Origin of the sequence: Martinezella dioscoreae (assembly GCF_009176305.1) — a bacterium.
Taxonomy (GTDB): Bacteria; Pseudomonadota; Alphaproteobacteria; order Rhizobiales; family Rhizobiaceae; genus Rhizobium; species Rhizobium dioscoreae.
On the sequence record NZ_BLAJ01000001.1, the window covers coordinates 1,274,591 to 1,295,951 of the forward strand.

A 21,361-nucleotide genomic window follows, 5' to 3' on the forward strand; every position below is an offset into this window, starting at 1 on the left:
TTCAAGGCGATGGTACTACCTTTACTTCTTCAGCCGTTCGGCATGCCACTTCAGGTGATCGTCCATGAAGGTTGAGATGAAGTAGTAGGAGTGATCGTAACGCTCGTGCATGCGTAGCGTCAGGCTGATATCGGTGCCTTTAATGGCTTCCTCGAACAGCCAGGGGCGCAGTCCGTTTTCGAGGAAGCTGTCGGCCTTGCCTTGATCAATCAGGAATTCGGGGAAGCGGGCGCCGTCTTCGACGAGCGCGCAGGCGTCATAGTGGCGCCATGCAGCCTTGTCCCTTCCCAAATATTTCTCCAACGCGGGTGCGGACCAATCGGCCGTCGACGGCTGCACGATCGGCGCGAAGGCGGAGCAGCTCTTGAAGCGCTCCGGATTCTTCAATGCGATCGTCATGGCGCCGTGGCCGCCCATGGAATGGCCGAAGATGCCCTGGCGGCTCATATCGGCGCGGAATTGCTTCGATATGATCGCAGGCAGTTCCTCGGTGATGTAGCTGTACATCTGATAGTTTTCGGCCCAGGGCGTCTCGGTGGCATCGAGATAGAAGCCGGCGCCTTTGCCCATCTGCCAATTGGTCAATTCGTCCGGCACGTCGTTGCCGCGCGGGCTGGTGTCCGGGCAGACGATGATCAGGCCGAGCTCGGCGGCCATGCGTCGATATTCACCCTTGTCCATGACGTTGGCATGGGTACAGGTGAGACCGGAAAGATACCAGAGGACCGGGCAGGGCTCCTTGATCGCCTGCGGCGGCACGAAGACGGCAAAGGTCATGTCGCATTTGCAGGCGTCCGACTCGTGCGAAAAGACACCCTGCATGCCGCCGAAGGCCGTGTTCTGGGAAATGATGTTCAAGACTGGTCTCCAGGCGATGATTGATGTGCTTTGGCACGCCGGCAAAGCCGGTCGAAGGTTTCGAGGAAGGCGGAGCGGTCGCGCGGCGAGAAGGCGGCATTATAGCCCTTGCTTTCCCCGGTTTCGCGAAGATGTGCCCCAAGATCGCGCATGGCTGTTGCCATGCCGATATTGGTCTTGTCGAAGATACGACCGGTTGGTCCCGTCACGAGTGCTCCGGTCGCAACGCAGCGGCCGGCAAGCGGTACATCCGCAGTGACGACGATATCGCCGGTGCCAGCATGCTCAGCGATCCAATTGTCGGCCGCGTCAAAGGCGTTGGAGACGATGACGTTGTGCACCATCGGGTCCCGCGACGGCCGCAATCCCGAATTGGCGACAAAGGTCACCTCCATGCCGTGGCGTTCGGCAACCTTCAGGATCTCCGGCTTGACCGGACAAGCGTCGGCATCGACATAAATCATGATATCAAATCTTTTCAACTCTATGCGGCGCTTTTCTCATGCGCCGCATACGTTCAGTCGAGTGGCTTTCTGCCTCAATACAGCACGACGCTGCGGATGCTTTCACCCGAATGCATGAGTTCAAAACCCTTGTTGATGTCGTCGAGCGGCATGGTGTGGGTGATCATCGGATCGATCTGGATTTTACCTTCCATGTACCAGTCGACGATCTTCGGCACATCGGTGCGGCCACGCGCGCCGCCGAAGGCCGTGCCCATCCAGGTGCGGCCCGTCACCAGCTGGAACGGACGCGTCGAGATCTCCTGGCCGGCGCCGGCCACGCCGATGACGACGGACTTGCCCCAGCCGCGATGGCTTGCTTCCAGCGCCTGGCGCATGACCTTGGTGTTGCCGGTGCAGTCGAAGGTATAGTCGGCGCCGCCGATCTGGTCGGCCCCGCGCTTCGTCATGTTGACGAGGTAGGGCACGATGTCGTCGCCGACCTCCTTCGGATTGACGAAATGCGTCATGCCGAAGCGCTCGCCCCAGGCCTTCTTGTCGTTGTTGAGATCGACGCCGATGATCATGTCGGCACCGGCAAGCCGCAGGCCCTGAATGACATTGAGGCCGATGCCGCCGAGACCGAAGACGATGGCCGTTGCGCCCATCTCCACCTTGGCGGTGTTGATGACTGCACCGATGCCGGTCGTCACACCGCAGCCGATATAGCAGATCTTGTCGAAGGGGGCGTCGGGATTGACCTTGGCGACGGCGATCTCCGGCAGCACGGTATAATTGGCGAAGGTCGAGCAGCCCATATAGTGATGGATCTTGTCCTTGCCGATCGAGAAGCGCGAGGTGCCGTCCGGCATCAGGCCCTGGCCCTGGGTCGAGCGGATCGCGGTGCAAAGATTGGTCTTGCGCGAGAGGCACGACGGGCATTCGCGGCATTCGGGCGTATAGAGCGGAATGACGTGATCGCCCTTCTTCACCGAGGTCACTCCCGGCCCGACATCGACGACGATGCCGGCACCCTCATGGCCGAGGATTGCCGGGAAGAGGCCTTCCGGATCGGCACCGGACAGGGTGAAATCATCGGTATGGCAGATGCCGGTCGCCTTGACCTCGATCAGCACTTCGCCGGCCTTCGGCCCCTCCAGCTGAACCGTCATCACCTCAAGCGGCTTGCCAGCCGCAACCGCGACCGCTGCTCTTACGTCCATGATCTCATCCCTTCTTGCTATGATTTGGTCCGCGCGACATTGGCATGGGCGCACGGGGCGGCTCAAGCCAAAATCAGACACTTGGCGTCGCAATTATCATGTTTTGGCCGAGCAATCGCCACGCAAGCTTTTCCATATGGCCGCGATGGCGAAGCTTCTCGATCAGGCGAATTCCATGATCACGGCGTCGACGGCGAGGCTTTCGCCCGGCTTGGCGTTGATCTTGCCGATGACCAGATCGCGTTCAGCGCGCAGGACATTTTCCATCTTCATTGCTTCGACGATGGCCAGCGTTTCGCCCGCCTTGACTTCCTGTCCCTCGGCAACGGCAATCGCCACGACTAGGCCCGGCATGGGGCAGAGCAGCAGCTTCGACGTATCCGGCGGCAATTTGACGGGCATCAGCTTGTCGAGCTCGGCCTGGCGCGGCGTGAACACCCAGGCTCGGACGGAAATGCCTTGCCAATCGATGCGCAGACCATTGAGGACGGTGCGGATCTGGGCCGTCAGCTTGCGGCCGTCGATGGTGCCGACCCATACCGAGTCGCCGGGACGCCAGTCGGTTGCGACAGTTACGGTTTGGGCGCCGATCTGCATGTCCATCTCGAAGGGAATGGTCACCACGCCTTCAAGCAATGTCACAGGCAGATAGTCGGCACCGAGCTTGACGACCCAGCTCTCCCGCAGCGGCGCGGCGGTCGGACGCAGCCGGTCGCCATAGCGTTCACGGCGGTTGGATTCGATGAGGCTGCAGGAAAGGGCGATTGTCGACAGCAAAGCGGTTTGGTCCTCGTCCGGCGTCGCCGGCGCGAAGCCATCGGGATATTCCTCGGCAATGAAGCCCGTGGAGAGGCGGCCTTCGCGCCAACGCGGATGTTTCATCAATGCGGATAGGAACGGCATATTGTGCTCGATGCCATCGACGACAAACCCATCCAGGGCTTCACCCATCGCTTCGATCGCCTCTAGCCGCGTTGGAGCCCAGGTGCAGAGCTTGGCGATCATCGGATCGTAATACATGGAGATTTCGGCGCCTTCGAAGACGCCGGTATCGTTGCGCACGATCGATTTCTTCGTGTTACCCTCGCGCGGAGGACGATAGCGCGTCAGACGGCCGATCGAGGGCAGGAAGTTGCGATAGGGATCCTCCGCATACAGGCGGCTTTCGATCGCCCAGCCGTTGAGCTTGATATCCGATTGCTTGAACGGCAGTTTTTCGCCCGCTGCAACGCGGATCATCTGCTCGACGAGATCGATGCCGGTCACGAGCTCCGTCACCGGATGTTCGACTTGCAGGCGGGTATTCATTTCGAGGAAATAGAAGTTCCTATCGCGATCGACGATGAATTCGACCGTGCCGGCGCTCTGATAATCGACGGCCTTGGCAAGCGCCACGGACTGCTCGCCCATGGCCTTGCGCGTCGCTTCATCCAGGAAAGGCGAGGGCGCTTCTTCGACGACCTTCTGGTTCCGGCGCTGGATGGAGCATTCGCGCTCGCCAAGATAAACGACGTTGCCATGGGCATCGGCCAGCACCTGGATCTCGATGTGCCTGGGATCGACGACGAATTTCTCGATGAAGACGCGGTCGTCGCCGAACGAGCTTTTCGCCTCCGAACGGGCGCGCTCGAAACCATCGCGCACTTCGTCCTTGCTCCAGGCGATGCGCATGCCCTTACCGCCGCCGCCAGCGGACGCCTTGATCATCACGGGATAGCCGATCTCGGCAGCGATCCTTTCTGCGTGATCGGCATCATCGATGATGCCGAGATAGCCCGGAACCGTGGAGACCTTGGCGGCATTGGCGAATTTCTTCGATTCGATCTTGTCGCCCATGGCTTCGATCGCCTTTGGCTTCGGGCCGATGAAGACGATGCCTTCCTTCTCCAGCGCCGCGCAGAAGGAGGCGCGCTCGGAGAGAAAACCGTAGCCTGGATGAACCGCTTCCGCGCCTGTCTGCTTGCAGGCAGCGATGATCTTGTCGGCGAGGAGATAGCTTTCGGCTGCGGGAGCTGGGCCGATATGTACGGATTCATCGGCCATTTCGACATGCAATGCGTCCCGATCGGCATCCGAATAGACGGCGACCGTGAGGATGCCCATTCGTCGCGCGGTCTTGATGACGCGGCAGGCGATCTCGCCACGATTGGCGATCAGGATTTTCTTGAACATGCAATCTCCGCCCAAATACCCTATTCAGTCAGTGTTTTAGCCATAAATTGCGTGCCCGGTCCATGCGCAAGATGTCTGCGCTCACGCGGTTTTTTCCAATCTCGATTGAACGCGTTCCCGCCAGATGATGAAAAGGCCGGAGCTGACGATGATTGATATGCCGATCCATTTGGAAAGATTGGGGAAATCGCCGAAGATCGCGTAGCCGAGGACGGTGGCGGAGATGATCTCGAAATATTGAAATGGAGCGAGTAGGGACAAGGGCGCCAGCCGGAAGGCTCTGACGACAAGCATATGCGCGTAGCCCGATATCGAACCGAGAATCAGCAGAAGCACCAGTCCGAGTGCCGAGGCGGGCAGGGACGGAGCAAAATCCGCAGTACCGGCTAACGAGCCGGCGAACAGAGCCAAGGCCATGAAGACGGTACCACCGAGACCCGCCATGATCTGCATCGTCAGCGGCGAATCCGCTTCACCGACGGCGCGGTTCATAAAGAGATACAGCGCATAGAGAAAAGCGCAGGCGACCGGCAGCAGCGCCTTCAGTCCAAAGATCGCAAAACTCGGCTGAATCACGATCATTGCGCCGCCGAAGCCGATAACGATCGCCAGCCATCGCCGCCAGCCGACCTTATCGCCAAGAAATAGAGCAGAAAGCGCCGTCAGCATGAAGGGTTCAACGAAATAGATGGCGAAGACATCGGCAAGCGGCATGTATTTGACCGCTGCGAAGAAGAGCAGGCTCGCAGCGCCATGAAGCGAGCCGCGCAGCAGATTCATCCAGGGGCGCTTTGCAGAAAAGGCTGACCGTCCGGTTGCGGTCGCGAGCAGCGGCAGCATGCAGACAAGCTGGAAGAAGAAGCGATAGAAGGTCACCTGGCCCGGCGACATGCCTTCGAAGCTCGCCATGTATTTGGCGATCGCATCCATCGTCGGCAGCAGGATCATGGCGCTTGCCATGATGGTCATGCCTCGAAGCGGGTTCTGCTGCGTGGAAACGGCGGGAGAGATGGACATGCACGAACATCAAACACAGGAAAAGCATGCAATCAAGGCGCGATCAGGAGCGAGCTGCAAGTCTCGCGGACAGCCAGCGAAAAGTATCAGACTTTTCCAATTGGGACAGATGGCCATGGCGAGATGACGCCCTTAGACCTATCTGGAGCTTTGGAAACAGCTAAAACATGAATGCGCGGCACAAAACTGCCGGCGCAACCAGGAAAGGGATCGCACCGATGTTCAAACCAGAACAAGAGACGACCGTTTTTTCGGATGAAGGCGGTGATACGCTTGGAGGGCGCTTGTCCATGGCGCGCGATGCAGCGGGAATCAGTCTCAAGACGCTCGCTGGACAGCTTGGCGTCAGCGAGGAGACGATGCTCGCCTGGGAATCCGATCGGGCTGAACCCAATCCCTCCGCTCTGGCGAAAATGTCGGCGCTTTTCGATGTTTCTCCGGCATGGTTGATGACGGGATCTGGTGATGGGCCGGGAGAAGACAGCGACGAACGCGCGCTGGAAGCTGTCAGGAACGAGCTTTCGCGGCTTCGGACGGCCTATCAGGAGATCGGCCGGCTGATCGAGGCGACGACAAACCAGCTTGAACGCCTCGACCATCAGATCAGGCTACGCAATCTCAGCAAGGATGTGGCGCATTGAGCGTGGCGACCTTTAACATTCATGGCGCTGCGCTGAACTTCTCTTGAGAGGCTCAGCTTTTCATGGAATCCCCGAACCGCTCTATCTTTTTGTTTTCTTTCAATTCGGGACGGAAAAACGCTACGCACTTTTCCTGGAATTGCTCTAACTGAGACGGGCAATCGTATCGTCGAGATTATCGATCGCGAGCTGTTCGCGGGCGATCATGCCGTCGAGATCGATATCCTGGCCAGCCCCTTTGGTATTTGCGCCCTGCATCTTCATCGCCAGCAGTTCGTTGCGATGGGCGATCTTTTCGCCTCTGATTTTGATAAGCTTCAAGCGAAAATCATCATTCATCTCCAATCCCTCCGTTGGAATGAGTTATCCGCTGTTTCGAGCTGTCATTCGTTTTCCGGGCTCGTATCCCTCAATCTCAGTCGTGTCCGCGGCCGCGATAAGTGGTTGGAACGCCGGCTTTCTCATGGCATTGCGCTAGAGTTTCCAGCCATTCCGCCAACCCTTCCGGGACTTTGGCATTTCCAGCTTCCAGCGCCTCCACCCATGACAGGTCGCATTGCAGAGCGCTCGCCAGATTGATGGGCGTCCAGCGTATATGCAAAAGGCATTCTGAAAAGCGTTCCGGCGTCATTCATCTTCCCCATATCTGAAGAAGTTCACGGTGCCAGAGAGGAGCGCGAAGTCAAGTGACCATGGAAATACGACGGCTGTTCCGGCCCATCAGGGTAGGTGAATTACCTCTTGGCATAAATTTCGTGAGCAACTTGTTTGGATAACGGGGCGGCACCGCAATATTCCCGACGCTTTGATCGGTTCGCGTGTCGTCCGCGGGTGGACGATAGCATGTCAGATAATGTCACGCTGAAACAAGAGCTGGCTAGGTATTGTTTCAAAAACAAAAAACCCGGCCAAAGCCGGGTTCTTGGTGCGGTCGAGAAGACTCGAACTTCCACGGGTTGCCCCACAGCGACCTCAACGCTGCGCGTCTACCAATTCCGCCACGACCGCATCGTGGTAGGCCAGATTGCTCCGGCGCGGCTGCATGTAGCAAAAGCATTCGGGGGGCACAAGAGCGATATGTCAGTTTTTTTAAATTCCTTCACAGCTCGCCCGATCGAGCTGGTCCGGATGCGGCGGAAACGCCTTACATGTTTGAATTCCCGCCCGAATAGCGCCATATGTGGACAACCCGTCGGCACGCAAGTTTTCCACATATGCGGCCGGCGCGGCGCGCAAAGGACTGCCATATGCTTCGCACCGAACTTTCTCACCAAATGTTTCCCGTTCAAGGCACGCCGCCCGTCCGCTGGCGGATCAGCGAGGGCCTCGTGCCATATGAAGAGGCCGTGGCCACGATGGAGGCGGAAGTGGCCGCGATTGCTGAGGGGCGGGCGCCGGAACTCGTCTGGCTGGTCGAGCATCCGCCACTCTATACGGCAGGCACCAGCGCCAATGCCGCCGATCTGATCGAGCCGGATCGATTCCCGGTCTTTGCGACCGGACGCGGCGGCGAATATACCTATCACGGGCCAGGTCAGCGCGTGGCCTATGTCATGCTGGACCTGAAGTGTCGGCGACAGGATATCCGCGCCTTCGTCGGCGCGCTCGAGGAGGTCATCATTCGCACGCTTGATTCGATGAATGTACGTGGCGAGCGGCGAGAAGATCGGGTCGGCGTATGGGTCAGGCGCCCGGAGAAGCCGATTCTTGCAGACGGTACCGTGGCGGAGGACAAAATTGCAGCCCTCGGTATCCGTGTGCGCAAATGGGTGACATTTCACGGCCTTTCGCTGAACGTCGACCCCGATCTCGGGCACTTCACCGGCATCATTCCTTGCGGAATCTCGGCTTATGGCGTCACCAGCCTCGTCGATCTTGGCCTGCCGGTCATGATGGCGGATGTCGATATCCGTCTCCGCGAGGCGTTCGAACAAGTCTTCGGCGAAACGATCAATGACGCTTGAAGCCAATCGGTGATCGCCGGAAGGCGATCCAGGATGCTGCGCGGAATTCCAGCGCTAAGCAGGACAGGTCAAACGACCTGTCCGATCTACTGCGAAAAAGCCGCCATCCCTCACAAGGAAAACTGTTCGGCATCCTCTGGCACGGGCACTTCCAATTCATCCAAAGCGCGCCGTTTCGATTTTTCCAAAAGATCTATTTTGTCTTCTGCCCTGAGAAGATCATGCAGTTTCTGATCGCTCAAGATATTGTCGTGATTATCATGCGAGGTCATGCGGGTAACTCCTTGACCTCTGCAGGCGAGAGCGCGTCGTCTCTCTCAGCCGATGGCGCCTACGGGTTCGGTAGCCAACGGTGAGGACAGCTTACGCCCATTTGGGAGCCGTTGCGAATCATTTGGTGCGATGGTCCGTTTTCACCGCATGCCCGGCTCGACAAGAAAAGTGCCACAAAAGAAAAATGCCCTGGAAGGGAGAGCGTCCAGGGCACAGATAGGGGAACTGCACTAATGAAATTAGGGCGATGCGTCTGCACTTCAAGGTCCAAGTTTCAGGATAGGTTGTATCCCTCCCACAATCGCTCCTATTCCTCGCGAAACCGTGATCGCCGTCGGCCTTTGATAGGGTCCTAACGACTTTTTCCCTCCGCGCGGTGGTGATATCGTCGGCAAGGGGGTTGGACGTAAGCCACAGGGGTTTTCCCAACCATTGTGCCGAGACGCGGCACCGGCGACGTTCCGTTCATCTCATGGCTGAAAATTGCGGACAGGAAAGGTTTAGCAACAGACGGAGAAACGGAAGAAACATTCCGAAATTAGAGTTCATTCCCAAGCAAAACTGCAGAATGGAGTAAGGACAATGAGAGCCGTTTTTGGCGTGACCCGTTATTGGAAGACAGGCTTCAAGGCGCTACTCCTCCTTACCGTGTCCGTCTTGCCGGTCATGGCTCAGACCGCCGGCGGCAACCAGAATGCCCAGAATTCGGCTTCAAGCTTCAGCTATCGGCGCGCGGATCTTGGCAGCGGCTATTCCACCTCGAGCATTCTGAAGATGCCGAACAATTCATCCTATTTCGTAACGTGCAATTGCGACGACCGGACATTGCAGGACATGACGTGCCCGACCCAATCTTACGCATGCACCTGCGTTCCGCACGCTTATCTGATGTGCCAGTAGGAAAGGTGGGCGCGAGATATGGCCAAATCGTCTTCCAGGCTATTGCTTGCCATCTTCGGTGTGCTCTGCCTTCCATTGATGGCGTGGGGTCAGCAGGATAACTCGCCGCCGCAAAGCGCAACTTCGACCTATTCCTTCAGCGTCGGGTCTCGTCCGGCCGATATCGGCACCGGCTTTTCGATCTACAGCGCGACATCCGCAACGGCAGATCAACAGTTTCACGTCCAATGCAATTGCCAGGATTTCAGCCTCGCGACCGCAACCTGCCCGGCTCCTCGTTATGAGTGCTATTGCAGCCCAAGCGCATCGCTGACCTGCGAATAGCAGAATCATGCCGATCAATATGCCAGATCGGGGTTGCGGTCTCTTTCTACCTCCGGCTGCACTCAGCGCGCCGGCGAACCGCCATCAAGGATTGTCAGCCCAGCCAAGCCACTCTTTTTGATGGCTATTTTTGTACAGTTTGCGTTCATGTTCGTCCGCATATGGTGTCTTCCGTCGCCCCCAGATCGCGCGTCGATTGACAATCGATATGGACGATACGATTAATAGTTTCGACATTCGTCATAGAGCGGAGGATATGCCAATGACAAGTCGTGCCATCCTGTTGATGTCTCTTGCGTCTCTCACAGTTGTAGGCTCGATGGGCCTCGCTTCTTCGGCTTCTGCGCTAACCATGAAAGAGTGCAGCGCCAAATACCAGGCGGCCAAGACCGCTGGTACCTTGAATGGCCAGAAGTGGAATGACTTCCGCGCAACGCAGTGCAGTGCGGACGCCAGCGCCACTACGACTACCGCTCCCGCAGCCACCGCACCAGCGGCTACGACGCCTGCCAAGCCGGCGAAGACCACTGCGGCTGCCAAGGTCGATGCCAGCGAGCCCGACGCGACGAAGCCGCCGGCAGCCGAACCGGCAAAGCCGACGACGGCTGCGCCAGCTGGCGTAACCTTCCCGGCAAAGGTCGACCCAAAATATGCTACCGAGACGCCCGGCAAAGCCCGCTTCCACACCTGCGTCGATGCATACAACGCCGCCAAGACCAGCAATTCGCTCGGCGGTCTGAAGTGGATTCAGAAGGGCGGCGGCTACTACAGCCTCTGCAATTCCAAGCTCAAGGGCTGATTGTCTATTTTAATTGACGACAGGACGGGCGCTTTCGGGCGCCCGTTTTGTTTTGCTTGCGTCAATACTGCATCTTCTCCCATTTCTTCACCAGTCGGTCGCGCTTGAGCTTAGAAAGCCGCTGCAGCCAGAAAATGCCGTCCAGCTGGTCGATCTCGTGCTGGATGCAGATGGCCAGAAAGTCATGCGCCTCAGCTTCATGGGCCTCGCCAGCGACATCCCGATAGCGAAAGCGGATCGATTTCGGTCTGACGATCTCTTCCGTCACTCCGGGCATGGAAACGCTGCCCTCCGTATGCCGCATGGTTTCCGGCGACGACCATAGGATTTCCGGATTGATATAGGTGCGCACGCCATCTTCGCGGCTGAGTTCAATCACGACGACTCGCTTGAGGACACCGATATGCGGGCCCGTGATGCCGACGCCGGGCGCAGCCAGTATCGTATCCAGCAGGTCGGCGACGAGCGCTTGCAGATCGTCGTCGAAGGCGGTGACAGCAGCGCAGGCGGTTCGTAGTAGCGGATCGGGAAAGCGGATGATGGGGCGAACCGGCATGGGACCCTCTACGGATGGAAGACATAGGCAAGAGGCTGCCAGAATAAGGGGAAGGTGGTTGCAATGCCACCGTCCCGATGGCTGCGCTTTCCCTATGAGCTTTTTCCATCATCCACTTGTTTTACATCGATTTCAATCGAGCCCAATAAGGGACGTCGGGCGAGCCGGAGGCCTTCTAGCCGAATGACGTCTGCCATCGTTGAAGATGCAATCACCGCATTCCGCCATTCGAACCTCCATCGCATGATTCGTGCATCGAATGGCTGAGGCGTCCTCTGCTTTTATGACCGTTCCCATCGAATTTACGAGGAATTTTGCCCTGTCGGGGCTTGCGAGCCTGTGGTTTTGGGCGGCACTGGCGGGTCGGGAACTGACTGCAACCCGCGAAAATTGACTATTACGTAAAAGTCAATATTATCATGGACAGCAGATAGGGGCGGATTCTTGGTCGACGGATACTATAGCATAACGGAGCTCACTCGGGAATTCGGGGTTTCGACCCGGACGTTGAGGTTCTATGAGGACGAGGGTCTTATCCATCCTGAGCGCAGAGGCCGTACGCGCCTGTTCCGTCCGGCGGACCGTCGTCTGATCATGGAAATCCTGCGGGGCCGCCGCATCGGTTTTACCATCGCCGAAATCCGCGAGATCATCCAGGTCTACAAGGAACCTCCAGGCGAGATCGGCCAGCTCAAACTGCTGATGAAGCGCGTCGATGAGAAGCGCGATGAGCTGCGCCAGAAGCGCAAGGATATCGACGATACGCTGAGCGAACTCGACAATGTCGAAGAAGCTTGCCTTGGACGTCTCGCCGAAATTGGCGTCGGGACGTGATCGCGACCAGGCCTTCAGCTTGTCAGAGCCAGCGGCGCGTCCGCTTGCAATAGAATTCGAATTCACAGCCGAATCGCGAGAGGAGATGCATCTCTTCGCAACGGATGACGAGCAATGTCGTCAAGGCAGCCGCCACGGCCGCCATCGCTAGGAACCAGAGATTGCCGATCAGCAGGCCGAGGCCCGCGGTCAGCAAGGTATAGCCGAGATAGGTCGGGTTGCGGGTGAAGCGAAAGGGGCCAGTCGTCACCAGATGCGCCGTACAGCGCTGCGTCAGAACGGTCGTGCGGCGCTCTAGGAGCGTCTTGACGGCCCAGACGTTCAGCGTCACGGCGAAGGCGGTCAGAAGCGCGCCAAACACCCAAGAAACAAGCGCCCAGACAAAGGGCAAAGGCAAGGGATACACCCGCTGCAGATACAGCGCCGCCATGACGGCGAGGCTATAGAGCAGCGGCGGCCACGGAAAACTCAGCGACTTCGAACGATAGGCATTCATAGAATAACCCTGTCATTGCGCTTCATCCGTACATTGTATCGCGATTCGGCTTACACGTTCATCGCTATCTGCTTTGATCGCCCCGGATTCCAATGGTTTGAAAAGATTCTGGGCTTGTAATTTATCGAGTGTGCATTGGCAGAAGCTGCGGCACATGGATTCGCTGCCCGACCGGGTGCAGGAGGCCACGCATTGCCTGATATAGCCGACGGTCGCGTCCTGAGGCGGAGCCGGTGCGACCAGTGACAAAAGGTAGACGAGGCCGAACAGCACCGGCTGGTGCAGCAGATAGAAGATCAGACTGTGCCGACCGGCCCGGGCAATGAGATTGCGGCCGGGGCCGAATTTTGCCAACCATTTAAGCCAGCCAAGAGATGTCGCCAATTGCGCAACGCCGACGCCGAACAGGAATGGCGTCAGCCATGGGAAAAGCGGCACATAGTCATTCGAGCGCCGGATGTTTTCCGAAAGCCCCACCCACCAGAGCCAGGGCACGTCGAAAAATGTCGAATGCAGCGATAGAGGCGCAATGACATTGTCGACGACAATACCGACGGCAAGCACGATTGCGACGAGAAGCGTGGCAAGTGCCGGCAGACGCAAGAATAGGAGCCCAATGAGACTTGCCGCCGCGATGCTGTGCAGGATGCCGAAGAATATCCACTCCTCGCGCATGCCGATGAAGGTGACGAGGGAAATGGCAGCGGCGGCTGCCACGATCATGCCCAGTCGTCGCCAGTAGGAGCGCCAGCGAATCTCCGACGTATTGGCAAGCACGAGGCTCAATCCTGCCAGAAACAGGAAGGTGCTGGCGATCGCGCGGGCGTAAAGCTTCAGCCAGCCTGTTTCCGCCGTGCCGGAATCGAGATAGCCGAAGAACTCGAAATCCCAGGTGCAGTGATAGCTTGCCATGGCCAGGAGTGCGACGCCGCGCGCCGTGTCCAGAATGCCGATGCGGGGCGTCTTTTGCGGTGCATCGGCGCTCTCGGCGATAGCGACCATTGGCGGGTCCTTCCAGGCATGAACTCAGATCACGAGCGCCGCTTGAGACGGCGCGAGCATGTCATGGCACATCGCTATCCATAATGGCCAGACGGGCATCGGAAAAAAACTGCCGGCGGACCAGCACGATGATGATGAACATGGTCGTGACCATGAAAACGTAAGGGCTCAGAAACCAGCCGAGATAGCCAATCGACAGGAAAATGGCTCGCAGGCCCGAGTTGAAATTCCGGGCCGCGATGATGTTCATGCGGATGACCCGCTCGGCGGCGCGTTCGGCATGCACGGGATCACGAATGGCATCTTCCAGCATCGGCAGGGAGCCGAAGAGAATGGTGCAGTAATTGAATAGGCGATAGGCCCAACCGAACTTGAAAAAGGCATAGCCAAAGAGACAGGCAAGCCCGGCCACCTTGATTTCGAAAGCTGTCCGGCCGCCGTTGAAGATGAAGGGCATGTCGGAGAAGAAGGCATTGATCTTGTCGGTGGCGCCGAGCAACGCAAAGCAGCTGCCGATGGCGAAGATCGAGGTGGAGGCGAAGAAGCCGGTGCCGTTCTGCAGGCCTGAGAGGATCTGTGTGTCGATCATCTTCAGGTCGCGGCGAAGGGAGTTGTAGATCCATTCGCGGCGACGCTCGTTCATTGCCAGCGTCAGGCTTGTACGATTGAAGAAGCTGGCGCTGCTGACGATCCAGTTCAGCGCGACCCAGAGAAGGATGAAGAGGGCGAGGGCGACATAGTCGGCAGTCGTCATAAAGGGAGATTCTCCAGATCAATCCGATGTGGACTGTAGCGCAGCGCGGGCTGCGTGCAATGGCCTTCTGTTTGCTTCCCCGAATGCCTATATGTAATGTCGCTGCCATGAAATCCGATGTCGGCCAATCGCCGTGCAAGCTTGCCCCGATAGCGTAGCCTTGCCGGAAATCGATTTGCCTGGAGGCACCAAAGGTCCATGTTTCTCTCAGTTTTCGATGTGTTCAAGATCGGTGTGGGACCGTCCAGCTCGCACACGATGGGGCCGATGTCGGCCGCGAATCGCTTCCTCGACCTCGTTCTTTCGAACGAATGGCCGCGTCCGTCTTCGAATGTGCATGTCGAGTCGATCAAGGTCAGCCTGCATGGCTCGCTCGCCCACACGGGCATTGGCCACGGCACGGGCAGGGCGGTTATTCTCGGCCTGATGGGCGAGAAGCCTGATAGCGTCGATCCCGATCATATGGATGCCATTATCGACGAAGTGGAGCGCAGCGGGCGCATCACGCCGCCAGGCCATCCGGCCTATCGATTCCAGCCCAAGACAGATCTCATCTTCGACAAGAAGGTGCCGCTGCCCGGTCATGCCAACGGCATGAGCTTCTCCGCCTTCGACAAGGACGAGCGCCTACTGGTCAAGCGCATCTATTATTCCGTCGGCGGCGGCTTCGTCGTCACCGATACAGAATTGGAGCAGATGAAGGCCGACCGGAAAAAGCCTGCCCCAGCCGGCGAGCGTGTTCCGTTCCCCTTCGCCAGCGCCAAGCAGATGCTCGAAATGTCCGAGCGTTCCGGCCTTTCGATTGCGCAAATGAAGCGCGCCAATGAAGAGACGCATATGAGCGCCGAAGAGCTGGATGCCGGCCTCGACCGCATCTGGGCGGCCATGAGCAGCTGCATCGATCGTGGCCTCAAGGTCGATGGCATCATGCCTGGTGGCCTGAAGGTGCGCCGGCGTGCGCGTGCCATCCATGATAAATTGCAGGAAGAATGGCGTAGCAACCGCATCAATCCGCTGCTCGCCAATGACTGGCTCAGCGTCTACGCCATGGCCGTCAATGAAGAGAATGCGGCCGGCGGCCGCGTGGTCACAGCGCCGACCAATGGAGCGGCAGGCGTCATTCCGGCAACGATCCGCTATTATCAGCATTTCCACGAGGATTGGGATCAGGACGGCATTCGCAACTATCTTCTGACCGCCGCCGCCGTCGGCGGCATCATCAAGCACAACGCCTCGATCTCAGGCGCCGAAGTCGGCTGTCAGGGCGAGGTGGGCTCGGCGGCCGCGATGGCGGCTGCGGGACTTGCCGCTGTCATGGGGGCGACGCCGGAGCAGATCGAGAATGCCGCGGAAATCGCGCTTGAACACCATCTCGGCATGACCTGCGACCCAATCGCCGGCCTGGTGCAGGTGCCTTGCATCGAGCGTAACGCACTTGGTGCAGTCAAGGCGGTCACTGCCGCTTCGCTTGCGATCAAGGGCGACGGCCAGCATTTCGTACCACTCGACGCCTGCATCGAAACCATGCGCCAGACGGGTCACGACATGAGCGAGAAATACAAGGAAACCTCGACTGGCGGCCTCGCCGTCAATGTCGTGGAATGCTGATGTGGCCCAAGGTCGAAACGCGATCTTGGGAGCAGATCATTTGCTTATAGGCGTGGTGAGGGGGATGCCGGCCACGCGGCTGCCCAAAAGCATGGCTTGCAATTGCTCGATTTGAGCGCTGCTCGGCCCATTATTGGTGTCGTTTACTCTGTGAACCAGGACCGTCGCTAAGTCCGGAAACACCATGAGATATTGGTTTCCCATGCCGGATGCCCAGTAGAATGGCTTGTCTTTGACAACTTCGCCGTCGAATGCGGTTAGCGGCTGCAATGTGTATCGCCCGATCCACCAGCTATAGCCGAAACCTGCACCTCGCCCGAGATCCGTATAAGGCGCGATGCTTCTGCTGATCCATTCCGCCGGAATGATTTGCGCATCGCGCCATCGGCCGTCATTCGCCAGAAGCACGCCCAGGCGTGCCAGGTCACGCGCGGACATTCTGATCTTATAGGCAGGATGTATCGATTGAGGAATCGTCTTGAAATAGAAGTGTTCCGGCCGGAAATCCTGCATCTGAAGCGGGATTGCAATGCGACGGAAAAAATCCTCGGCAATTGGAACGCCGCTCAGTTGCTGGAGGATGCCGCCCAGGACATTGAAGCTCCAATTGTTGTAAAACCATTGCTCTCCGGCAGCATGGATACCTCGTGGAGGCAAAAGGGCCGGGTCCTGGTCGGCGGCGGCATGATAAACACCCGACCTCGACATCAGAAGATCAGCGATCGTCGCCTGCTTCTCTTTCGGTGTCAGCGCTGGTTCGCAATCATCGATATCCAGTTCGGCCAGAGTCATTGCCAAATCGATCGTGCCCTCGATCTCATGCGTGCCAATCAATGCGCTCAACAGGCTTTTGCGCATGGAGGCGATGCCGGTCACGTCGGCAATCTTACCCCATGAGCTCATAATCAAGCCATCTTGCACGATCATGATCGCGGACGATCCGATCGACTGCGCATAACGGTAGGCGTTCGCGAGAGCAGTGCTGGACCAGCCGAACCGGCCGGGATCATCCACTGTTGTCCACTCATTGGCCGGGTAATCCGATGCACCGCTCATAATCGCCTCCGAGAATCACCTCTTGCGCTTTCAGGTGATGTTACCCACTCTGTGGATGTCCGCAGTGAAAGGCTTGACGCTGCTGGTCAAAAGGACTTCAACGGCATTATGGCTTTGCATCTCATTAAATTGTGCGTGGGCGCGGATTCGCTGGATGATCTGCGCGAATGGGTTTCCGAGCGGGCAATGAACGCCATTGCTGCTGGGCTCGAGCCGCATACAACCCACACGACGCGTATGGTGCCGAAACGGGTAGACGAGCTGTTGGACGGCGGTTCGCTTTATTGGGTGATCAAAGGGCAGGTGCAGGCGCGGCAGAAATTGCTTGGCATCGAGACCTTCACCGACGCGGACGGCATTCAGCGCTGCCGGCTTATTCTCGACCCGAGCGTTGTCGAGACGACAGGGCAGCCGAAGCGGCCATTTCAGGGCTGGCGGTACCTGCCGCAGGACGACGTGCCGCGCGATCTCGACAGTCTCGGCGCGGCAGCCGAATTGCCCGCCGATCTGCGGCGGGAACTTTCCGAACTCGGATTGCTTTAACGCAGTCGCATCATGATCGGCGCACGGCCGGTCGGGGCGGTGATGTGCAGATGAATATGCGCTTCCGGCTGCGAATAACGCCAGGCGCGTGCGCCATGGCAAAGCAGGATGCCGATCAGGTCTTTCGTCTTGCTGCGCGAACGCGAACGGCTGAGACCTAGGTCCGCTAGCCGCATCGCCGCCTCATGCAGCGGATGAAGAGCAAAGCCCTTCGGTTTCATCTTGCCCCCGCCGTCGAGCGAGAAACCGGGAAAGTTCTCGTTCATTGCCATTTCAAAACCCCGTACACGTTACAAACTCAGGGCCGGCCCGTTTGACATTCGGAACCGGAGGATCGGGCGCAACAGAAGGCCCGACCAATCTTCAAATCATGCGGCGCGAAAACACCGGCCACATTCCTATTCCGTGCTCGCCCAGCACTTGACGCCAGCTCGCTTGAGCGCCTTGCAGGCATTCACCGCTTCGCTCTGATCTTCGAAACCACCAAAACGGGCGCGGTAACCGCCATCGAAGGCGACTGTATAGGGCTTTGCCGAACGCAGCGCCTTGCCACCCTTGGTCTTAGCCGTATCAAGCAGGTCGGTTGCGCCATCCTTACTGGAGGAAATGCCAATCTGCACGACCCAGCCAGTCGGCTCGCGCTCGGCTTTGGCTGCTTTTGCAACCTTCTCTGTCTTTTCGGTCCGCTGCAGCTTCGCGAGATTCGTATTGCTCTTGGAGGTTGATGCGGTCGTTACGGTATCGATCTCATCCTCATCGGCATCGTCCGACGATCCGGCGGAGGCCGTTTCGTCATAGGCTGGCCGCTTCACGGACTCCGGTTTCGCCGAAAGCAGTGGATTGGAGGAGGAAGACTGCGGCGTTACCGCTGCGAAGGCCGCCGCACTGGAAGGGTTGGAATCCGCGACTTCGGTCGTTCCGCCATTCTTGATCTTCGCGCGGCTGATATCCGCCATGCGTGCGCTGGCTGCCTGCACATTGGGCGTTGCGGCCGGGGCCTGTGCGATCACATTGGAATCAATATGCTTTGTCGATGCTTTAGGCAGATAGTCAGCGATCAGCTTGCGCATCTGGTTGTCACGAGCCGGCGTCGAAGCGCCGCCAAGGACGACACCAACGATGGAGCGACCATCGACTTTCACGGAGGTTGCGAGATTATAGCCGGCGGCACGCGTGTAACCAGTCTTGATGCCGTCGACGCCGCGCACGGAGCCAACCAGGCGATTGTGACCGAGGATCGTGCGATTGCCGAGCCGGAAGCTCGTTTCGGAGAAGAAACCGTAATATTCCGGGAAATGCTCGCGCAGGGCGATGCCAAGGCGGGCCTGATCGCGCGCCGTCGTCATCTGCGCCGTGTTCGGCAGGCCGTTCGGGTTGCGATAGGTCGTGCGCGTCATGCCGAGCGCCCGCGCCTTATCGTTCATCATCCGGGCAAAGCCTTCCTCCGAACCGCCAAGCATTTCGCCAAGCGCCATTGCGGCATCATTGGCAGATTTGGTGACGATGCCGAGGATCGCCTCGCGAACAGTCACGGAGCGGCCGGCTCCAATACCGAGCTTGGTCGGAGCCTGTGCTGCAGCGTTCTTCGAAAACACGACGGGGGTGTCGAGGGTGATGCGGCCGGCTTCGAGCGCTTCGAAGGTTAGATAGACCGTCATCATCTTGGTCAGCGAGGCCGGGTAGTGCAGCGTGTCGGCGTTTTCACTGTAGAGAACGTTGCCGGTATTGGCATCGATGACGATACCGGCATATTTCGGACCGGCCGCGCTCGCGTCAATGACAGTCACCATGACTGTCGCCGTTGCGATCGAAAAACCAAGAAGCGCTCTCGCCAGAATCTTACCGGTTTGAGACGACGAAACGGAAAGAATGGATCTGGACACTAAATCACTCTCTGCTTGCATTTACATTCTCGATTATCCGGCCGCCGCCTCCATGAACGGCCATTCCGTTCGACAGTAGAGGCTTAGCGTTACCAATCGGTTTATGATGAACAGTTGGTTTCAGGTTTCTGCGCCGTTTTAGCGGCCGCCCACAGCTGTCGGCGCAGGTACGGCATTATCCACAAGACGCGTTTTGACGAAGTTCTGGACGGCGGCATCCATGGCGCGCCAGTCACCCAGCTGATTGCTGGAAAAGCGGTAGAGAACGCTCAAATCCTTACCGACCTTGATGTCTCTCTGGCAATCGCCGCTGGTTGCCAGCGTGGGCGAGGAGGGCAGGAGACAGCGCACGACATAATCGGTCTCGTCAGGCCGCGGCGCCGTCAGAAGGATTTCGTCGTTGTAGCCGGCATCCGCACGAAGCCGATGTGCGGTCAGGCCGAAGGGGCCGGCATAGGCCGCCCCATCCATCAGTTGCGAATAGATCGGACCGAGCCGGCCGGACATGTCATGGGACATCGTGCTCTGGCTGATTTGCAGGAAGATCAGTGAGGACGATTGCGAGATATCGTCGAAACGCATGCGATCGGCTTCGCTATAGCCCTGCATCTGCGGCCAGGTCAGATAGAGATCGACACGTTCGGCCATACCGTCCGAACGCTCGCTCGGAAAGCGAATGGTGTTTGCAGCCAGACGCATTGTGTCGTCGCCGATCGTGACAGAGATGGGCTTGGTATCCGTCGTATGCCCTGCCAGCGAAATTTTCTCACCAAGCCAGTGTCCACCAACGGATATGGCTACGGTCAAGGCTGCCAGAACGGCGACACCGGCCGTGAGCCCATAGACAAAGCCGCTCGATATCAGCGGTCTTTCTTCGATCATTGCGGCGGATGACAGAGGAGGAGCCATACTCTTGCCTTCATTTCCTTCCGCTCAGGTCGCCATCATCGACGGCAAAGCCTCGCGGCGCCTGACTTTTTTGAGTCTCGTTGGAAATGATGATTGGCGCCACGATGGTTAACCGACGGTTAAATATGTGTCGCAAGCCATGCTAATGGCGCACTTAAATTCTTCGGGTATTTTCAGCCTTAGCTTTAGGCCCACTCATTAAACGAAAAAGAGCCGTTCCCTGGGACAGTGGGAACGGCTCAGAGGCACCGGCCTGGACAGAAATCAGGGGACGAGACCGGGCCTCTGACTTTGACCATCGACGCTAGGTCGCCGATGATCCTGTGTGAAGAACGCTTATTTCAAGCTGCCGACTGCGACGGCGCGGCCATCCTGGATCTTGACCCAGCGAGCCGGGTGGTCGGCGGACTGGCGCTTGAGGAAGGTATACTCGGTTTCGGACCAGAGCTTCACCTTGTTGCGCATGTTATCGAGAATGAAATCGCCGCGATCCGTGCGGACGGTCAAAACGGCATGGCCTTCACCGTTCGGCTGCAGCACGACGGTCATGAGCAGATCGGAAGGCGAGAAGCCGGCATCGATGAGCTGCTTGCGCTTCAGGAGCGCGAAATCCTCGCAGTCACCGGCGGTGGTCGGGATCGCCCACTTTTCCTCAACGCCGTAAAGCTCCATATCGGTCATCGGCTTGATGGTGGTATTGACCGTGTAATTGACCTTCAGGATCGTCTTCCAGCTATCCTCATTGAGGATCATCGGCCCTGCATCGCCACCGGAATAGGCGCATTCCCGCGGATTTTCCTTGCAGAATTCGTAATGGCCGATCGGAGGAGCAGCGTCGCCTGTTATCGTCATGTTGGCGGGTGCCGCCTGGGCCGCACCGAAGAAGCCAAGAGCGGAAAGCGCCAGAGCGGCAAGGCCGCGAAGTGCGATTTGAAAGTTCATGTCCCTGTCCCTGTTTTATTGGGATCAGAATGACACGCGTGATTTTATCTGACGCAAAATTGCGCAGTTAAATTAATAGCTTAGTTGAATCAAATCTGGAGAAAATTCTCATAAAACACGCAGAAAACTTGATTCAAGTTTGCGGCAAATTCGATTAAAATTTG

25 protein-coding genes and 1 tRNA gene are annotated in these 21,361 nt (G+C 58.1%); 8 read left to right on the top strand and 18 right to left on the bottom strand.

Features of this window, described 5'->3' with window-relative positions; translation table 11 throughout:
* Window positions 1–21 precede the first annotated feature (21 nt).
* The 5 genes from fghA to GDN47_RS06165 form a co-directional block, all read right to left on the bottom strand.
* Window positions 22–858, bottom strand: coding sequence for an S-formylglutathione hydrolase (gene fghA, locus GDN47_RS06145; RefSeq protein ID WP_113396156.1), 837 nt, complete (start codon window positions 856–858; stop codon window positions 22–24).
* Window positions 855–1,322: a YaiI/YqxD family protein gene (locus GDN47_RS06150; RefSeq protein WP_113332540.1), complete on the bottom strand. Its 468-nt coding sequence runs from the start codon at window positions 1,320–1,322 to the stop codon at window positions 855–857. Before GDN47_RS06150 ends, fghA begins: the two co-directional genes overlap by 4 nt.
* Window positions 1,323–1,396: 74 nt before the next feature.
* Entirely contained in the window at window positions 1,397–2,524 is a 1,128-nt protein-coding gene (locus GDN47_RS06155) for an S-(hydroxymethyl)glutathione dehydrogenase/class III alcohol dehydrogenase (RefSeq protein ID WP_145317324.1), read from the bottom strand.
* A 162-nt stretch (window positions 2,525–2,686) separates the two neighbouring features.
* On the bottom strand, window positions 2,687–4,696 hold the full coding sequence (locus GDN47_RS06160) for an acetyl-CoA carboxylase biotin carboxylase subunit (RefSeq protein ID WP_152092805.1): 2,010 nt from the start codon (window positions 4,694–4,696) through the stop codon (window positions 2,687–2,689).
* Window positions 4,697–4,777: 81 nt separating this feature from the next.
* Window positions 4,778–5,713, bottom strand: a complete 936-nt coding sequence (locus tag GDN47_RS06165) for a DMT family transporter (RefSeq protein ID WP_152092806.1) — start codon at window positions 5,711–5,713, stop codon at window positions 4,778–4,780.
* A 218-nt stretch (window positions 5,714–5,931) separates the two neighbouring features.
* Between GDN47_RS06165 and GDN47_RS06170 the strand changes: the two genes are divergently transcribed.
* Complete coding sequence (locus GDN47_RS06170) at window positions 5,932–6,354, top strand: helix-turn-helix domain-containing protein (protein ID WP_113333832.1); 423 nt, start codon at window positions 5,932–5,934, stop codon at window positions 6,352–6,354.
* A 144-nt stretch (window positions 6,355–6,498) separates the two neighbouring features.
* Here GDN47_RS06170 and GDN47_RS06175 read toward each other — a convergent pair whose 3' ends face one another.
* From GDN47_RS06175 to GDN47_RS06185, 3 genes are all read right to left on the bottom strand, one after another.
* Window positions 6,499–6,693: a hypothetical protein gene (locus GDN47_RS06175; RefSeq protein WP_113333833.1), complete on the bottom strand. Its 195-nt coding sequence runs from the start codon at window positions 6,691–6,693 to the stop codon at window positions 6,499–6,501.
* 76 nt (window positions 6,694–6,769) lie between these two features.
* Complete coding sequence (locus GDN47_RS06180) at window positions 6,770–6,985, bottom strand: hypothetical protein (RefSeq protein ID WP_015339986.1); 216 nt, start codon at window positions 6,983–6,985, stop codon at window positions 6,770–6,772.
* Window positions 6,986–7,277: 292 nt separating this feature from the next.
* Window positions 7,278–7,362: transfer RNA gene (locus GDN47_RS06185), tRNA-Leu, on the bottom strand.
* A 239-nt stretch (window positions 7,363–7,601) separates the two neighbouring features.
* Between GDN47_RS06185 and lipB the strand changes: the two genes are divergently transcribed.
* Window positions 7,602–8,318 (top strand): lipoyl(octanoyl) transferase LipB, encoded by a 717-nt coding sequence (gene lipB / locus GDN47_RS06190; protein ID WP_113333849.1) that lies wholly within the window; start codon window positions 7,602–7,604, stop codon window positions 8,316–8,318.
* A gap of 110 nt (window positions 8,319–8,428) precedes the next feature.
* On the opposite strand, the gene GDN47_RS31910 is transcribed toward lipB, so the two are convergent.
* Complete coding sequence (locus tag GDN47_RS31910; RefSeq protein WP_162746423.1) at window positions 8,429–8,590, bottom strand: hypothetical protein; 162 nt, start codon at window positions 8,588–8,590, stop codon at window positions 8,429–8,431.
* 583 nt (window positions 8,591–9,173) lie between these two features.
* Between GDN47_RS31910 and GDN47_RS06195 the strand changes: the two genes are divergently transcribed.
* From GDN47_RS06195 to GDN47_RS06205, 3 genes are all read left to right on the top strand, one after another.
* Complete coding sequence (locus tag GDN47_RS06195) at window positions 9,174–9,491, top strand: hypothetical protein (RefSeq protein WP_113333835.1); 318 nt, start codon at window positions 9,174–9,176, stop codon at window positions 9,489–9,491.
* A gap of 18 nt (window positions 9,492–9,509) precedes the next feature.
* Entirely contained in the window at window positions 9,510–9,815 is a 306-nt protein-coding gene (locus GDN47_RS06200) for a hypothetical protein (RefSeq protein ID WP_113333836.1), read from the top strand.
* A gap of 262 nt (window positions 9,816–10,077) precedes the next feature.
* Entirely contained in the window at window positions 10,078–10,614 is a 537-nt protein-coding gene (locus GDN47_RS06205) for a hypothetical protein (protein ID WP_083258154.1), read from the top strand.
* 61 nt (window positions 10,615–10,675) lie between these two features.
* Here the strand turns inward: GDN47_RS06205 and GDN47_RS06210 are convergent, their stop codons facing one another.
* Window positions 10,676–11,170, bottom strand: coding sequence for a peptide deformylase (locus GDN47_RS06210; protein WP_152092807.1), 495 nt, complete (start codon window positions 11,168–11,170; stop codon window positions 10,676–10,678).
* A gap of 444 nt (window positions 11,171–11,614) precedes the next feature.
* Between GDN47_RS06210 and GDN47_RS06215 the strand changes: the two genes are divergently transcribed.
* Entirely contained in the window at window positions 11,615–12,004 is a 390-nt protein-coding gene (locus GDN47_RS06215) for a MerR family transcriptional regulator (protein ID WP_069612249.1), read from the top strand.
* Window positions 12,005–12,026: 22 nt separating this feature from the next.
* Here the strand turns inward: GDN47_RS06215 and GDN47_RS06220 are convergent, their stop codons facing one another.
* From GDN47_RS06220 to GDN47_RS06230, 3 genes are all read right to left on the bottom strand, one after another.
* On the bottom strand, window positions 12,027–12,500 hold the full coding sequence (locus GDN47_RS06220) for a methyltransferase family protein (protein WP_113333838.1): 474 nt from the start codon (window positions 12,498–12,500) through the stop codon (window positions 12,027–12,029).
* A gap of 12 nt (window positions 12,501–12,512) precedes the next feature.
* Entirely contained in the window at window positions 12,513–13,502 is a 990-nt protein-coding gene (locus GDN47_RS06225) for an acetyltransferase domain-containing protein (RefSeq protein ID WP_113333839.1), read from the bottom strand.
* A 61-nt stretch (window positions 13,503–13,563) separates the two neighbouring features.
* Window positions 13,564–14,256 (bottom strand): DUF599 domain-containing protein, encoded by a 693-nt coding sequence (locus GDN47_RS06230; RefSeq protein WP_113333840.1) that lies wholly within the window; start codon window positions 14,254–14,256, stop codon window positions 13,564–13,566.
* Window positions 14,257–14,454: 198 nt separating this feature from the next.
* Here GDN47_RS06230 and GDN47_RS06235 point away from each other — a divergent pair, with 198 nt between their 5' ends.
* Window positions 14,455–15,864 (top strand): L-serine ammonia-lyase, encoded by a 1,410-nt coding sequence (locus tag GDN47_RS06235; RefSeq protein WP_069612245.1) that lies wholly within the window; start codon window positions 14,455–14,457, stop codon window positions 15,862–15,864.
* 36 nt (window positions 15,865–15,900) lie between these two features.
* On the opposite strand, the gene GDN47_RS06240 is transcribed toward GDN47_RS06235, so the two are convergent.
* Window positions 15,901–16,920: a serine hydrolase domain-containing protein gene (locus tag GDN47_RS06240; RefSeq protein WP_145317347.1), complete on the bottom strand. Its 1,020-nt coding sequence runs from the start codon at window positions 16,918–16,920 to the stop codon at window positions 15,901–15,903.
* 108 nt (window positions 16,921–17,028) lie between these two features.
* Between GDN47_RS06240 and GDN47_RS06245 the strand changes: the two genes are divergently transcribed.
* The gene (locus GDN47_RS06245; protein ID WP_092715857.1) at window positions 17,029–17,463 is read left to right on the top strand and encodes a DUF1489 family protein; all 435 of its coding nucleotides are present in this window, start codon (window positions 17,029–17,031) and stop codon (window positions 17,461–17,463) included.
* Here GDN47_RS06245 and GDN47_RS06250 read toward each other — a convergent pair.
* The 4 genes from GDN47_RS06250 to GDN47_RS06265 form a co-directional block, all read right to left on the bottom strand.
* Window positions 17,460–17,735 carry a hypothetical protein gene (locus GDN47_RS06250; RefSeq protein ID WP_152092808.1) on the bottom strand — a complete coding sequence of 92 codons (276 nt, stop codon included), beginning with the start codon at window positions 17,733–17,735 and terminating at the stop codon, window positions 17,460–17,462. The genes GDN47_RS06245 and GDN47_RS06250 overlap by 4 nt on opposite strands.
* Before the next feature lie 126 nt (window positions 17,736–17,861).
* Window positions 17,862–19,367, bottom strand: coding sequence for a serine hydrolase (locus tag GDN47_RS06255; RefSeq protein ID WP_152092809.1), 1,506 nt, complete (start codon window positions 19,365–19,367; stop codon window positions 17,862–17,864).
* 117 nt (window positions 19,368–19,484) lie between these two features.
* Window positions 19,485–20,255 carry a hypothetical protein gene (locus tag GDN47_RS06260; protein ID WP_152092810.1) on the bottom strand — a complete coding sequence of 257 codons (771 nt, stop codon included), beginning with the start codon at window positions 20,253–20,255 and terminating at the stop codon, window positions 19,485–19,487.
* 336 nt (window positions 20,256–20,591) lie between these two features.
* Window positions 20,592–21,197 (bottom strand): transglutaminase-like cysteine peptidase, encoded by a 606-nt coding sequence (locus GDN47_RS06265; RefSeq protein ID WP_113333845.1) that lies wholly within the window; start codon window positions 21,195–21,197, stop codon window positions 20,592–20,594.
* Window positions 21,198–21,361 lie beyond the last annotated feature (164 nt).

Coding starts and splice junctions, on each gene's coding strand:
- GDN47_RS06265 (WP_113333845.1), bottom strand. CDS start 21,197: ATGAACTTTCAAATCGCACTTCGCGGCCTTGCCGCTCTGGCGCTTTCC.
- GDN47_RS06250 (WP_152092808.1), bottom strand. CDS start 17,735: ATGGCAATGAACGAGAACTTTCCCGGTTTCTCGCTCGACGGCGGGGGC.
- GDN47_RS06155 (WP_145317324.1), bottom strand. CDS start 2,524: ATGGACGTAAGAGCAGCGGTCGCGGTTGCGGCTGGCAAGCCGCTTGAG.
- GDN47_RS06240 (WP_145317347.1), bottom strand. CDS start 16,920: ATGAGCGGTGCATCGGATTACCCGGCCAATGAGTGGACAACAGTGGAT.
- GDN47_RS06150 (WP_113332540.1), bottom strand. CDS start 1,322: ATGATTTATGTCGATGCCGACGCTTGTCCGGTCAAGCCGGAGATCCTG.
- GDN47_RS06160 (WP_152092805.1), bottom strand. CDS start 4,696: ATGTTCAAGAAAATCCTGATCGCCAATCGTGGCGAGATCGCCTGCCGC.
- GDN47_RS06230 (WP_113333840.1), bottom strand. CDS start 14,256: ATGACGACTGCCGACTATGTCGCCCTCGCCCTCTTCATCCTTCTCTGG.
- GDN47_RS06200 (WP_113333836.1), top strand. CDS start 9,510: ATGGCCAAATCGTCTTCCAGGCTATTGCTTGCCATCTTCGGTGTGCTC.
- GDN47_RS06245 (WP_092715857.1), top strand. CDS start 17,029: ATGGCTTTGCATCTCATTAAATTGTGCGTGGGCGCGGATTCGCTGGAT.
- GDN47_RS06255 (WP_152092809.1), bottom strand. CDS start 19,367: ATGCAAGCAGAGAGTGATTTAGTGTCCAGATCCATTCTTTCCGTTTCG.
- GDN47_RS31910 (WP_162746423.1), bottom strand. CDS start 8,590: ATGACCTCGCATGATAATCACGACAATATCTTGAGCGATCAGAAACTG.
- GDN47_RS06210 (WP_152092807.1), bottom strand. CDS start 11,170: ATGCCGGTTCGCCCCATCATCCGCTTTCCCGATCCGCTACTACGAACC.
- GDN47_RS06205 (WP_083258154.1), top strand. CDS start 10,078: ATGACAAGTCGTGCCATCCTGTTGATGTCTCTTGCGTCTCTCACAGTT.
- lipB (WP_113333849.1), top strand. CDS start 7,602: ATGCTTCGCACCGAACTTTCTCACCAAATGTTTCCCGTTCAAGGCACG.
- GDN47_RS06170 (WP_113333832.1), top strand. CDS start 5,932: ATGTTCAAACCAGAACAAGAGACGACCGTTTTTTCGGATGAAGGCGGT.
- GDN47_RS06195 (WP_113333835.1), top strand. CDS start 9,174: ATGAGAGCCGTTTTTGGCGTGACCCGTTATTGGAAGACAGGCTTCAAG.
- GDN47_RS06225 (WP_113333839.1), bottom strand. CDS start 13,502: ATGGTCGCTATCGCCGAGAGCGCCGATGCACCGCAAAAGACGCCCCGC.
- GDN47_RS06175 (WP_113333833.1), bottom strand. CDS start 6,693: ATGAATGATGATTTTCGCTTGAAGCTTATCAAAATCAGAGGCGAAAAG.
- GDN47_RS06165 (WP_152092806.1), bottom strand. CDS start 5,713: ATGTCCATCTCTCCCGCCGTTTCCACGCAGCAGAACCCGCTTCGAGGC.
- GDN47_RS06180 (WP_015339986.1), bottom strand. CDS start 6,985: ATGACGCCGGAACGCTTTTCAGAATGCCTTTTGCATATACGCTGGACG.
- GDN47_RS06235 (WP_069612245.1), top strand. CDS start 14,455: ATGTTTCTCTCAGTTTTCGATGTGTTCAAGATCGGTGTGGGACCGTCC.
- GDN47_RS06260 (WP_152092810.1), bottom strand. CDS start 20,255: ATGGCTCCTCCTCTGTCATCCGCCGCAATGATCGAAGAAAGACCGCTG.
- GDN47_RS06220 (WP_113333838.1), bottom strand. CDS start 12,500: ATGAATGCCTATCGTTCGAAGTCGCTGAGTTTTCCGTGGCCGCCGCTG.